The organism is Nostoc sp. NZL (assembly GCF_015714705.1).
Lineage (GTDB): Bacteria > Cyanobacteriota > Cyanobacteriia > Cyanobacteriales > Nostocaceae > Nostoc > Nostoc foliaceum_A.
This window is the reverse complement of sequence record NZ_WBKL01000091.1, coordinates 1-13907: the sequence shown is the minus strand read 5'-3', so window position 1 is coordinate 13907 and position 13907 is coordinate 1. Positions and strand designations below refer to the sequence as shown.

Annotated in this window: 10 protein-coding genes; 3 read left to right on the top strand and 7 right to left on the bottom strand. The window is 41.6% G+C overall.

Annotation, left to right across the window (positions count from 1 at the left end):
* Positions 1–217: 217 nt before the first annotated feature.
* Both F8R90_RS13215 and F8R90_RS13210 read left to right on the top strand, forming a co-directional pair.
* The gene (locus F8R90_RS13215; RefSeq protein WP_196511125.1) at positions 218–523 is read left to right on the top strand and encodes a DUF4278 domain-containing protein; all 306 of its coding nucleotides are present in this window, start codon (positions 218–220) and stop codon (positions 521–523) included.
* A 164-nt stretch (positions 524–687) separates the two neighbouring features.
* A complete protein-coding gene (locus F8R90_RS13210) occupies positions 688–2067 on the top strand; it encodes a serine/threonine-protein kinase (protein WP_196511124.1) in 1380 nt (459 codons plus the stop codon).
* Between the two features lie 239 nt (positions 2068–2306).
* Here F8R90_RS13210 and F8R90_RS13205 read toward each other — a convergent pair whose 3' ends face one another.
* Positions 2307–3221, bottom strand: a complete 915-nt coding sequence (locus F8R90_RS13205; protein WP_196511123.1) for a Tll0287-like domain-containing protein — start codon at positions 3219–3221, stop codon at positions 2307–2309.
* A 181-nt stretch (positions 3222–3402) separates the two neighbouring features.
* On the opposite strand from F8R90_RS13205, the gene F8R90_RS13200 reads away from it, so the two are divergent.
* Positions 3403–4257 carry a phosphate/phosphite/phosphonate ABC transporter substrate-binding protein gene (locus F8R90_RS13200; protein WP_196511122.1) on the top strand — a complete coding sequence of 285 codons (855 nt, stop codon included), beginning with the start codon at positions 3403–3405 and terminating at the stop codon, positions 4255–4257.
* Between the two features lie 17 nt (positions 4258–4274).
* On the opposite strand, the gene F8R90_RS13195 is transcribed toward F8R90_RS13200, so the two are convergent.
* The 6 genes from F8R90_RS13195 to F8R90_RS13170 form a co-directional block, all read right to left on the bottom strand.
* Positions 4275–5045, bottom strand: coding sequence for a hypothetical protein (locus F8R90_RS13195; protein WP_196511121.1), 771 nt, complete (start codon positions 5043–5045; stop codon positions 4275–4277).
* A 635-nt stretch (positions 5046–5680) separates the two neighbouring features.
* Positions 5681–8461: a GAF domain-containing sensor histidine kinase gene (locus F8R90_RS13190; RefSeq protein WP_196511120.1), complete on the bottom strand. Its 2781-nt coding sequence runs from the start codon at positions 8459–8461 to the stop codon at positions 5681–5683.
* 559 nt (positions 8462–9020) lie between these two features.
* Positions 9021–9491, bottom strand: coding sequence for an N-glycosidase (locus F8R90_RS13185; RefSeq protein WP_190891899.1), 471 nt, complete (start codon positions 9489–9491; stop codon positions 9021–9023).
* A 381-nt stretch (positions 9492–9872) separates the two neighbouring features.
* Positions 9873–10037 (bottom strand): hypothetical protein, encoded by a 165-nt coding sequence (locus F8R90_RS13180; protein WP_196511119.1) that lies wholly within the window; start codon positions 10035–10037, stop codon positions 9873–9875.
* A gap of 6 nt (positions 10038–10043) precedes the next feature.
* Positions 10044–11657 carry an iron uptake porin gene (locus F8R90_RS13175; RefSeq protein WP_196511118.1) on the bottom strand — a complete coding sequence of 538 codons (1614 nt, stop codon included), beginning with the start codon at positions 11655–11657 and terminating at the stop codon, positions 10044–10046.
* Positions 11658–12467: 810 nt separating this feature from the next.
* Positions 12468–13868 (bottom strand): sugar porter family MFS transporter, encoded by a 1401-nt coding sequence (locus tag F8R90_RS13170; protein WP_196511117.1) that lies wholly within the window; start codon positions 13866–13868, stop codon positions 12468–12470.
* Between the last annotated feature and the right edge of the window lie 39 nt (positions 13869–13907).

The following is a 13907-nucleotide window of genomic DNA, read 5'->3' as shown; positions in this document are numbered from 1 at the left end:
AGGGGGGCAAAGGGACAAGGGGGAAAGGGGGACAAAGAGAATAACCAATAGCCCATGCCCAATGCCCCATACCCAATGACTCTTCACTCTAGACGGCTAATCCTTTAACCAGTTCCTTAAAAAGTGTAAGTTGACTTGAGCTGTTGCATAACTCTCCAATCAACTTCTGATAAGTCATTGGCATTGTTGAACAACAGTTAATCAGGAGGCAAAAATTATGAAACTTTACTATCGTGGTTTGAGCTACGAATATGATCTAAACAAAGTTGGCAGCAGAAAAGTAGAACAGCCGTTTGTGCCAGATCATAATCTGATGTACCGTGGCATTACCTATCGTGCTGATCCAAAATCCAAGGTGGCGGAAGCTACTCTACCACAAGTAGCCTATAAATTGAGCTTTAGAGGAACCACTTACTTTGTAAATAAAACTGCACAGAGAGAAGTTACCGCAGTCTCTGAACCAGCAAGTACTTCAAAAGTTGCAGCATTGCCGATTTCTGAGGAATTAAAGCTTCAACAATAATCTAGCTGCAAGCCGAGATGGAGTTTAGGGAGTCATGAACTTGTAGTAGAATCCTCGAAAAACCTTGAAATTTCAGCACTATCTACCTACTTTCTTTCTCATCAAACCTTGCCAAAGCTGGTAGTTGTGCCAAGATTAATTTGAGGACTTAGGCAAGTGACACAATGTTAGGACAATTATTAGACGGACGTTACCAAGTCCTTCAAGTCTTAGGTGGAGGTGGATTCGGTCAAACCTACGTTGCACAAGATACCCATCGCCCAGGTTTCCCGAAATGCGTTGTCAAACATCTCAAGCCCGTCACTCGTAGCCCTGAATTTCTCGAAACTGCTAGACGGCTATTTACTAGTGAGGCAGAAACACTAGAGCTATTGGGTAATCATGACCAGATACCTCGGCTTTTAGCTTATTTTGAAGATAATCAAGAGTTCTTCTTGGTGCAAGAGTTTATTGAAGGGCATACTCTAAAAGCGGAACTGTTCCCCAATCAACCTTGGACAGAAGAGAAAGTAATTCAACTGCTCCAACAGGTCTTGGGTATTCTGCAATTTATTCACAGCCACAACGTTATCCATCGAGATATCAAGCCTGACAATATAATCAGGCGGCAACAAGACGGCAAGCTAGTGCTGATTGACTTTGGCGCAGTCAAACAAGTCCAAACTCAACTGCTTACAGTTCCAGGGCGCACGGGGGCTACTATTATCATTGGTACCCCAGGATATATGTCTACAGAACAGGGGCAAGGTAAGCCCCGCCCCAACAGCGATATTTATTCTTTGGGCATTATTGCTATTCAATCGCTGACTGGGTTACATCCTATCAACTTTGAGGAAGACCCAGATACAGGAGAAATTTCTTGGCAGCATCAAGCTAACGTCAGTTCTGAGTTGGCATCTGTGCTATCGAAGATGGTGCTACACCACTTTAAACAGCGCTATCAGTCTGCTGCTGAAGTTCTAGGGCTGCTGAAACATCTCGATACTAGAGTAGAAGCGCAATCACTTCAACCATCATTTTCTACACAACCGCCTCAAGCTTCACTTTCTCAACAAAACTCAATTGGGTATCCGCCTGCTTCTATCCTGTCTTCAGAAAATTACAGTCGGTTGGAAACAATTCTTTTAGAATTTGTCGGTCCCGTTGCCTCAAGATTACTACGGCAAGTTGCGGCATCAGCGCTCAACTGCGAAGAATTAATTAGTCAATTGGCGCTTCATCTTAGAGTAAATCAACAAATTGATTTTAAGAAGAAAACAATATTCCTCTTAGAAAAACCTACTCTACTACAGGAACTTACTGTTAAATCTGAAATAAAGTCCAATAATTTACCAAGTCAAGAACCTCAAGCAATCAGCGATAGCTTTGTGAATCAGTGTGAGCGAGAGTTAGCTGATTTAATTGGCCCAATAGCTAAGTTCCTAGTTCAAAAAGCTGTGAGGTCTTCTGGACAAGTTTCTCGTGCAGAATTTGTCAAAATTTTAGCATCACAAATTCCCGATCCTCAAAAAGCTTTGCAATTTCAGCAGCGCCTACTTTCTTAATTTTTTATTGCATTTTTCTATCCGTAAATTACGAATTACGTTAAGTAGTGCGAAGGAGTCCGCTTATACCATTTTACTTTAATAATGATACAAATACGCTGGTAAGGGCATGGCAATGCCATGCCCCTACGAGAAATCTATATGTATCAGGATTTTTGTGAATTGGTATTACCCCTGCGGGGAACCAAGCTAGCAAGAGCGTCATTACGAATTACGAATTACGAATTACGAATTAATTTTTAGCTCTGGTTATTCAACATCTCCATAGCTATTTTTAAGCTAGCTTTCATCCGATTAAATGCTTCTGCTAACCCGCCAATTTCATCATTAGAACTTTCTTCAAAATCAGCGCTCATATCACCAATGCTAACTTTTTGAGCTATTTTCTCTATTCTTCTGATGCGCTGAATCACGTACTTTTTGATTAAAAAGTTAATTAAGAAAACTACGATCGCAAAGATCGCAATTAAAAGTGCCATTATCAATATCCAAGTCCGTTTGGCATTAGCAAAAATCTCTTCAGAAGGAACAGAGATTATTTGGGCAGAAACAATCTGATTGAGTTGCCAGCCAAAACCATTTTCCGAGCCATAAGTTGCCAACTGACTCTTAGGAGCCTGATCTGGTGTAGAATGACACCGCAGACATTGCTGCTGTGTAATCTTTAGTGGTCGCGCAATGTAAAATACTTCGTTTTCTGACAAGTTACGAAAGCCTGTAATTTCTAAAGTATTAGGTTCGTTGCGAAAACGCTCTACAAGTTGAGTTTCAAAATTATCAGCTTTATCCGCTAAATTAGTTGGATTAAGTGTTGCATCCTTATGAAAAAAGTTTTTATATTCAGGCTTTTTACGAAAATTTTCAAAAACCTCTTTAGAAGAAAAAGTTGGTACTATTTCTGGCATGAACGTTGGGTTGGTTTCTAGTGTAGGCGCTAACAAGGGATCGATCCGATTCTGTGTATAGTTTCTAACCGCGTTCACCATTTGTATGAGAATCTGCGCTTGAGAAGTTACTTCATTTTGCGCTCTCCCCTGAAGTACACTGGATAAGGCAACGCCACTTCCCAAAATACTAACTATGAAAACTAATATTAAAAGTAAGTTAAATTTAGCACCTATTTTTAAGTTTTTTAACTTAAAGTTGTTTAACATAACCTAACCAACGAAGGTGGTCTCTGAGTTTGTCTAATATTTATTTATACTTGTTAGAAAGCATCTCAGCAATATTTAAATAAATATTAATTATTTGCTGCAATATAACCTATTTAGGCGGCAGTAAAAATTATCTAAATTAATCCTGAAAGCCCAGTTATTTCCTTAACCATAATTAGTGATGTTTTTGCGATTTCCCCGTCGTTTATTTCTGTTTCATCTGCTAGGTTTCACATTTGCCGCCTGCCAACCACGAAAGCAGTTTGAAGGCACGTTAACTGTTGGTGTTATTAATTATGGTGGAGGCGAACAGATAATTAACCAATATGCTAAATTCAATAGTTACTTGGGTGAAAAAACAAATGCATATATTCAGCTAGAGCCTGCTTTTAATGAAAACAAAGCCATTGAGCGCCTTGAGGCTCGTGCTTGGTCATTGGTATTTGCTCCACCGGGTTTAGCTGCTATTGCGATCGCACGGTACCAATATATTCCCTTATTTCCTTTAATAGGTATTAATAATTTGCGTTCAATCTTCGTTGTTCGCAAAGAAAGTCCGATCACCGAGTTGAAACAGCTGCAAGGTCAAACATTAGCTTTAGGTCAGTTAGGTTCAGCAACAGGATATTATTTTCCACTTTACAATCTTTATGGTACAACACTAGCTGATATCTTATTTGCACCCACGCCCAAAGCCGCTTTAGAATTGGTGGCTCAAGGAAAAGCGATCGCCTGTGCTGTCTCGGAGGCGGAATTGGCTCTCTACAGTTCACAGTTGGCCCCAACCGAATTCCGCATCCTATTTAAAGACCCTCACTATGTACCATTAGGTGTAGTCTTGATTGGGCCTAATGTAGAACGTAACCGTCAAGAGTTCATCCGCAAAGTAATGAGCGATGCGCCTTCAGGTTTGGCTCAAGAAGTGGGGTATGTACCCAATGGACAAGTACCAGATTATAAATACATGATTTCTGTGGTTGATCGGGTGAGTTCGATTACTTCTGGGCTAGAAGATAAACCGGTTCGTTTATTTTGATTGAGATCGCGGATTGCTCAAAAAAACAATTTGAATCGGGCTAGCTGGTTTTGAATCGTCCCTGTCAAGATTTTATTTAGTTCTGTGGTGTCTTGGAATTGCAAAATTTGCTGCGTAGGTAAGTCGAAGGGAAATTGCCCTTCAAAGTCTGGGCGTTGCATGTGCGCTAGTAGAATCTGCTCAGACCGCTTACTTTGGATGGCATAGCCAATCTCAATACAGACATTTGGGCTGGGAATTAATTGGGGGGCTTCTTTACCATCAATACTAGCAATGGGCGTGGTGTCAGCGATAAATAACAAACTCTTACGGATTTTCCGCATGATTGTGCGGTTAATCCGTACAGGTGCACCACTGGGGCGAGAGGATTCTACTAATGTTAGAGGAAGGCGCGATCGCAAGTTTAAATTGTCTAAACTTTTTCGCAGTTCTTCTCTTAGAACATTCGTGGCTGCGGCATACTCAGTTTGATAGCACAAAAAAACTGTTGGTTCTAACTGAGCCAACACCGCCTGCTTAGTGAAATAAATTTCATGACTAATTAAGTCAATGTTAGCGACACAATAGCCACCACTACCTTCAATATAAAATTCAATATTTTCCCCTTCCAGATAGCGACCAAACCAAGTTGATTTCTTAACTTCGTCGCTTTCTTCCAAAAAGTCTGCTCGCAATGCTGATCTCAGCAGGCTTTTTTTGCTTAAGCGAATGTCTGGCGGACGTTTTTCCAGTTCTGGAATCGGTTCGTAATCCTGTATATACCACGCTCTGAGCGCAATAATTGACATAAGGCGCTATTTAAACTGTTTCTCGCTATTCAACTTCGTATAATCTTACACCAAGAAGAAGCTCTATCTCAGACTTATCTTTAAACACAACAACACCCAAACTTCTACTCCCTGAACTATCTCCTCTCATTGTTTATCCTAGCCAGGGATGTACTAACTTTCATCACTTCTGTAAACAAGTAATAAAAATCAGTTACAGCGCCCCCTAATCTCCCATATTTGAGGAAATAGCAGTTTTCGCGTTGGGTGTTGTTATCTTTTTACGAGACAGATGTAAGTTAAACAGCGTCTTTTACCTCTTACTACATTTCAAACGCAGCTGTTATATCTGCCAGGGAAGCTTGTTTTGTAGCTTCAATTATTAGATTATCACTTCTGGATGGGAGAGATTTTTTTTTGCAACTAAACTTTACTTTTGATGGTTTTTAATCCAAGTCAATATACTGCACGCCCTAGATAGTTTATAAATCTTTTCTTTAGCCTATTGTTAAAAGTTTTATCATCAAACTTTGGGATGAATTCAGTAATTACTAATTCAAATTTTAAGTTTTGAAACTAACATTTTGTAATATTCGGAAAAATCAGGTAAAAACCGATTTGCGTGGTATTGGTGCCATCATCTAGAGCCAAGGGTTTTAGACATGGGGTTGCTCCCCCTGCTCTACGTTTGGTTGACTATTAATTTTGGCTGGAGGCTTAACGGGAATTTCAATCCAGAACTCTGTACCTTTGCCAGGTTCTGAAATGCACTCCATTATTCCACCATGTTTTTCGACAATAATCTGATAGCTGATTGCCAGTCCCAGCCCTGTACCTTTGCCTACAGGTTTGGTAGTATAAAACGGGTCAAAAATTCGCTTTTTCACCTCTTCAGTCATTCCAGCCCCATTGTCACTAAAACGAATTAACAGACGAGAGTTGTCTGTTGAGATTTTAGTGGAAATGTGGATATTAGGCATTGGGCCTGGGTTATTCTCCTTGTCCCCAGTTCCCATTTCCCAGTTCCCATTTCCCATTACCAGGGCATCTATGGCATTGCTAAGAATATTCATGAATACCTGATTCATTTGGCCGGCATAGCATTCCACCCGTGGGATGTTGCCATAGTCTTTGATTACCTCAATGCCTGGAAATTCAGAATTTGCTTTCAACCGATGTTGCAAAATTAACAAGGTGTTGTCGATGCCTTCATGTATGTCAACACGCTTGTTGTCAGACTCATCCAAGCGAGAAAAATTGCGTAACGACAGCACTATTGAGCGGATGCGCTCGGTTCCTACTTGCATTGAGGTCATGATTTTTGGGAGGTCTTCTACCAAAAATTCAAAATCGATCGCTTCAATCGCGGCGCTAATTTCACTATGAGGGTGAGGATAGTGTAGCTGGTAAAGACGTAAAATTTCTAGTAGTTGTTCGGTGTAATCACTGGCATGACAAAGGTTACCGTAGATGAAGTTAACGGGGTTGTTGATTTCGTGGGCGACACCCGCAACCAACTGTCCTAAGCCGGACATTTTTTCGGTGTGAATCAATCTTGTCTGTGTTTCTTGGAGTTCATGTAGGGTATGCTCTAACTGTGCAGCTTGATTTCTGGCTTCAGTTTCGGCATCACAGGTTTGTTCGTAGAGTTGCGCTTGTTGAATAGCGATCGCAGCCTGATCTCCTAATTGTTGCAATAAATCAATTTCTGCATCCTGCCAATCTCTGGGAGCCTCACACTCATGAGCAATTATTAAGCCCCATAGTTCCATACCTATATTAATTGGAACTATTAAGTTTGCTTGTACTTGCAAACTCTGCAAAAACTCTCGATGACATTCACTTAAAGAAGTTGCGGAAACATTGTTAATTGCCCGTACCCTGCCCTGATAATATAGACGGGTATACTCATCAGGAAAGCATTCCGGTGGCGCATTCACTCCCAAAACTGACTGCCAATTGCCATTAATCTCTTCCACAATCACCGATTTACTCTTCATCTGGAAAATCAGCACCCGGTCTGAGTTTAGCAGGGGACGAACTTCCCGAACGATGGATTGCAGAGTTGTCTGCAAGTCTAATGTGCGGCGAATATGCTCTGTAACTTGCTTGAGTAGTTTGGTAAACAGTAATGATTTTTCGAGTTCATAAGTTTGCTCTTGCACCCGCAGTTCTAGGTCGGTATTCAGGGCTTGTACCTGTTTGTACATTTGCTGCTGCTGAATTGCCATTGAGAAATGGTCGTACAAAGCTTGCGCTAATGAGATGTCTTCCGGCTTCCACTCAGGCGCTTGCCCCTTTTTTTGCTCTCGCCAAACCTCAAAGGAAAGCTGGGGTAGCAGTTGTCGCCGATTTTGTTCACATCGTCCCGCCCACAAAATTTCCGTTTCAAATTCAGACCGAAAAATGCTTAATACACCAATAAATTTTTCTCGGTAATGTAGGGGAATCACCATAAGTCCGCGAATTTGAGTAGAACGGAATGCTAAAGCCAAAACTCGCAAACGTGGTTCTTTATAGAGGTCAGATATTGCCCAAATATTACCTTCTTTACACTCAGCCATCCAGTTTTGCCACATGGGATGCTGTTCGATAATACTGTTATCTAACTCGTAGGGGAGTGTTGGTTGGTCGCCCCAGGTGTATAGTTCCAGACTCTCTTCAATGTAAAGCCTGCCACCTACTCCATTGAAGGCAGTAATAACTTCTTCTAACGCTCCCTGCAATTGGATTGTCGGCAGTTTATGCAATAGTGTGGTAACTCGGTTAATAGTAGCTTCTCGCTCTTGCTTGGCGCGGGCTGCGGTGAGTAGATTACTTTGAGCGATCGCGATCGCTACCTGGTCAGCTACTTGCTGCAATACTTTTAGTTCTCGCTTCAAAATATTTCGCGGTTCACTTTGGTGAGATACTAACAATCCCCATAATTTAGGCTTTGCCGATTGTTCTTGTGGATCACAATCTAAAATTGGTACTACCAACGAAGACTGCACGCCCATTGCCTTTAGGTATTGAATATGGCACGGGTCTACCTGCCGATAGTAGATATTAGTTTGTAAGCGTTTGCCAGTTTCTTTTGAATGTAGAGGCGATAACCCGATCTTCCCGTTTGCCACATCCACAATCGAACGTTGCTGCGCTAAGAGAAACATCTCCCTAGCTTCTTGTGGAATATCATCAGATGGGAAGCGCTGCCCCAACAAGGATGGCAGACGTTGCTCATGGATAGATTCAGCAATGACTTCACCACTACCATCAGTATCAAAACGATATATTTTTACCCGATCTGCACCCAAAAATAAACGCACTTGGCTAACAGTAGTCGTTAATATATCTTGGAGGTCGAGCGATCGCCTGATCTGTTTTATCATCCGGTGCAGTAAACTTTCTTGATCTAAGCTTTGCTGCAACTCGTTTGGTTTATTAGTAAATGTCATTGTCTATATACACCATGACTGAAGTATAATTTTTTTTATAATTGTCACTGTTAAGAATTTTCAACTTACAATGCCTTAACTTTCATCCTATTTCCCAAAATTGCTGCTACAAATACCTTGTTAGGGGCTTACATCTGTTGCAAAGATTTTTGGAAATGGATCAGAGGATATTGGAAAAGTATCAAATATTCTGCATGATACCCGTAGCCCTTCTAAAGTTGATTTAGGGTGATATCAAACCGCTTATTGTATCATTAAATACTTTCAAATCATCCTCTCAAGTCTATCTAAAAGTTAATAAAATTTTAATCATTGACATCTATTAATTTTATATTCTTAATCATTAAACTATTCCAGTAAAATTACTTAATTTTATGTCTTAAAAACTGTGCTAAATTAAAAATATTTTTTACCCATTAATTCAATTAATTAAAATCTTTTCAAATAAATAACTAAACTATTGGCTATTGGCAACTTTTTGAAAGATTGTTGTCTGGGGAATTTTACTATTCCCCGTCGAATTGCTGATTTTATGTTGAATGTAACTATTTTGATTAAATTATTCGTAAATTACCGTTAAAGATAGTAAATTACGGATTTCTTCACGCACACTCATGAGAGTTTTACCGAGATGGTTTTGACCGACTTTATTAGCACCACAGCCCCAAAAAGAATCCGTTGGGGAGTTTTCAACTAAAATCTCATCGCCTGTTTTCAGGAGAACTTCTCTAATATCAGTATGAGTGAGAAACTTTTTGAGTACAGCTTCTCGCATAATTTGAGTTTTGACTAAATCCCAGTCTCGACGGAGTTGGCGAGTGCTACATCTTCCCAAAGCGGCAGCTTCTTCTGGGGTAGCGGCAGCATGGATGATGGGTATAATTGCCGCATCTGTACTGCCGACAAACTTTTGGGCTTGATAGTAATGCTCAACCGTTGGCCAGTAAGTACCCTGGATGTGGATTCCGTGGGGAGAAAAGTTAGAAAAACAGCCATAAGGCTGCCAAACCTTATAAAAATAAATGGTCATTTGAAAATTGCTCTTTTATATATTCAATTTCAGGGTAGCTGAAAGATCGCACTCGCAACCCAAAATCGAGCTTATCAAACAGATTTTCTCTCGGTTCACATCATTGGGGATTCTTCCCAACGACTTATAAAGATTATCAAACTTCTACTGAGCGATCGCTCAACTAAAATCGGCGGGAATCCCATCCCTTCAAGGGGTGAGAGGAATAGCCGCCCGCCGATTTAGTCATTAGTCATTTGTCCTTGGTCATTGGTATTAATGACTAATGACCTCTTGAAAGGATTGATTGGTGAATACTTAGCACAGCCTGATAAAGGACTTTGTGACACTACAACACCATCTGCTGATGATACTTATGATCTTATTAGCGACTTCCAGAAATTAAATTATCCAATTTCTGGACTTCACTACGACTATCCCTCCCCCTGCTCCCTGCTCCCTGCCCCCTGCCTCTATAGCGATGGTATATTTTTTTATTTGGAAGTCCCTTAGCGATCGCCAATTTGAGTTGATGAAGCGATCGCAGAACTTTTTGAGATCCTCCATATTCAGTTAAAAATCAAAGGTTGTGCGAATCACACCCACATACTGCGTATCATTTCTGCTATCATTTTCCGGGTTGAGAATCACCCAAAAACCAGGAGTCACTGAGATATTATCATTCAGGCGGTAGCGATAGAATGCTTCGATATGGTAAGCGTTATATCGGTCTTGACGGACATCACTGTTAGAGACACGCGGCGGTATCCCAAAGAGAATTCCCGGCAGGTTGCCTCTACCACCCACATCGGGAAACGACATACCAATCGCCCCAAACCAGGCATTGGCATTATCACCATTGTTCACAAAGAGAGAATCTGTTCCACCCCTACCATTAGAAATATCACTGAAACCAGAGTTTTTGGCATTTGCCCAAACATATCCACCCCAAGAATGGATTTGGAAATTTGGGGAAAAGCGATAGTATCCCTGTACACCGACAATGCTATTGGAAGTAGCAATGTTGTTTCCAAAGGGAGCATTTGACAGGGCGCTGCCTCTCCCAGCGTTGATATCTACAGTGCCAGCAGGGGTATAACCATGAGAGTAGGCGACACCAATAGCTCCTTGTTGGCCGTAATATGCCAGGTGTGCCAGAGCGTTGTAACCGCCATCAAATAAGCCATTTTGCGCTGATGGAACGTTCGGATTATTTGCTAAATAGCCCAAGGTGAGAATCAAGTTTTTACTGATACTCCAGTTAGCGGCTGCACCACCACCACCCCGCTCGAAAAGGGGACTGTTTTTGCCAAATAGTGAGGGAATCCCGTTACCATCATCGGCAATGGTTGCAGGAGTGATGTTGTTTGTGATGTCGTTGTAACCAATGCCTGTGGGGCCAACGACGAAGGAGAGGGAATCACCAACCGGGAAGTAGTAACGAATGTGAGGAATTATAAGTGTATTGTTGCTGTCATTGTCGAAGTTCAGGCGTGTCATTCCTGTACCTGTGGCTGCGGCAATTTGGCTTGCACCATTGGAACTCGCAAAGTTGCCAAACTCTAGCCGGACTCGCAACAAATCTTTGCCGGTGAAGCTACTCTCCAAGTTGAGACGACCCCGGTTTGCAAAGAAGAGACGGGATTCATCGCGATCGCCACCCACTCTATTACCAAAGGTATCACTAATGGCAGTAATAATTTGAGCATTCAATTTGGTAGTAGTAGAAAATTGCTGCTCCTCCAGCGTTGCTGTCCGTGCTTCTAGGGTATCTACCCGCCCACGCAAAGTTGTCAATTCTGCCGCAAACTCTGTTTGCAAATTTTGCAGCACTGCCAAATCTTCTTTCTTGACTAAATCGCTAGTACCCACAGCAATTAATTCATTCACCCGATCTAAGCAGGCATTTAAACCAGCTGCAAACTCATAACGACTCAAGGCACGATTACCGCGATAGGTTGCGTCAGGATAACCTGCAATACAGCCATAGCGTTCCACCAGCGATTGTAATGCCTGGAATGCCCAATCGCTCGGTTTGATATCGGAAAGTTGGGAAACAGAATTAACCTGTCCCTCCAAATTTCTATCAGTATCTGCTGCACTCGAATCATCTTCTGGAGGTGCTGCCCAAACTGTTGGAATTGCCAAAAATAAGAGAAAAAAGCTATGAAAAATAATTTTTAGCATTGATTTATTAGTTGTAAATGGTTGAATTATGATTTTGTAACTAAAGAGATTACACTCAAACAAAAGCTTTTAGTTTTTAAGCTAATCAGCATTGAACTTACATATTATGAGCTTAGATTTTGGTCTAATTAAAACAACGTCATGACCGAATAATTCATAATTAATAAATGGGTACAGAGCCAACACTGAATTAAAAATTAAGTGGTCTTAAAGACGCTCTCTGCGAAACGCTGCACGTAGCAAGCTCCCCGAAGGGGTACGCAAAATCGCTCTAAAAGTTTGGCGTTTGCGTAGCGTCCCGAAGGGAAGCCTCTTGTAGAGAAGGCTTTACGCTACGCTATCAGTTGACAGTTCAGCAGATCAAATTGATAGTTTCTATAGGAATCCGGTTTGATTTATGAAAAAAAATAGGTATTGTAGGGTGTGTTAGATGGAACGTCGTAACGCACCAAATCCTTATAAATGGTGTATTACACTGTAGTTAACATACCCTAGGTGTCTTTTCAAAAATCAAATAGAAACCCTATATCTTTTTAGTAATTTACTGAAGTGAGAATTTGTATTTGGTTAACCAAATTAATTTTGATAAGTTCGCATTGGGTAGCTATAGCTCTCATCTAAGGACTAAAGTGCTTACTACGAAATCTCTTAAACTGTCATAATACTTGTGGCAAAATCAGGCTTGGTGAGACAAGGGACATAAGCCCCTTGTTCTATGCAATCTCACAGATAATCGGTATATATCAAAGTCATTTTTTTTGTAGATGCGTAGCTGCTTGCCGCAGAGGATACAGAGATACAAATTACGAATTACATGTCTTCTAACTCAATTCCTTTGGTTTCCTTAATAAAAAAGAGAATGAAAAAGAACGAGGTAGCCGCCGCAATTGTATAAAGTCCATAGGCAGAACCTAGACCGAAATATTGCAGTATGGGAGGAAATGTTGTGGAAATGAGGAAATTTGCAATCCATTGCATTGCAGCAGCAACTGAAAGTGCAGCGGCTCGAATTTTGTTATTAAACATTTCTCCCAACAGTACCCAAACCACTGGCCCCCAGGAGAAACCGAAGCAAAATACATAGAGATTGGCTGCAATGAGAGCTATAGTACCTGCACTTCCGGTGAGATTGGGGTTCCCCGCAGCATCCAGGGGAGCGGTACCAAAAATAGAAGCCATCGTCCCCAAGGTCAAGGTCATGCCAATCGACCCTAGTATGAGCAAGGGCTTGCGACCAAATTTATCCACGAAGGCGATCGCAATCAATGTTGTAATAATATTTACGGCTCCTGTAATCACCGTGATTGTTAGAGAACTTTGTTCTGAAAACCCGACTGCACGCCACAAAACGCTACTGTAGTAGAAGATTACATTAATGCCAACGAATTGCTGAAATACAGATAAGCCTATTCCTATCCAAACAATCCGAAGGAGTCCACCATTTCTGCTTAAGAGGTCAGAAAATCTGGGTTCGCGTTCTCGAAGCACTGTCTGCCGAATTTCTTCAATTTTTGCCAGCACATCACCCCCCAAAATCTTGGTGAGAACGTTAGCAGCTTCTGGTTCTCGTCCTTGAGCAACTAAGTACCGAGGAGATTCGGGAATCATTAAAGCTGACATTCCATAAAGCACAGCAGGAGGAATTTCTGTCCAAAACATCCAGCGCCAAGCGGCTATACCAAACAAAAACGGCGACTCGGCTGAACCTGCTGACACAGCAATAAAGTAGTCGCATAGTAGTGCAATAAAAATCCCAACTACGATCGCTAATTGTTGCAGAGATCCTAATCTTCCTCGCAAATGGGTGGGAGAACATTCCGCGATGTAAGCTGGAGCGATGACGCTAGCAGCACCAACTGCAATCCCACCCAATACTCGCCAAAAGATAAAATCCCAGATTCCGAAGGCAATCCCGGAGCCAATGGCACTGATGGTAAACAACACCGAAGCTGCTACCATTGCCTTGACTCGACCATAACGGTCTGCGATTTTCCCTGCATAGAAGGCTCCTACCGCAGACCCCAACAATGCCAGTGACACGGCAAGGCCCGTTAGCACACTGTTGGCGCTAAAGGCTTTAGAAAGAGCGCCAACTGCACCGTTGATTACAGCAGTGTCAAAACCGAACAGAAAGCCGCCGAGGGCAGCAGCACCAGCAATTAAAATTACATAGAATGTGCTGGATTTACGACGAACAGTAGTAGATGACATAGTTTATGTATTGTGGACATGGGGCATGGGGCATGGGGC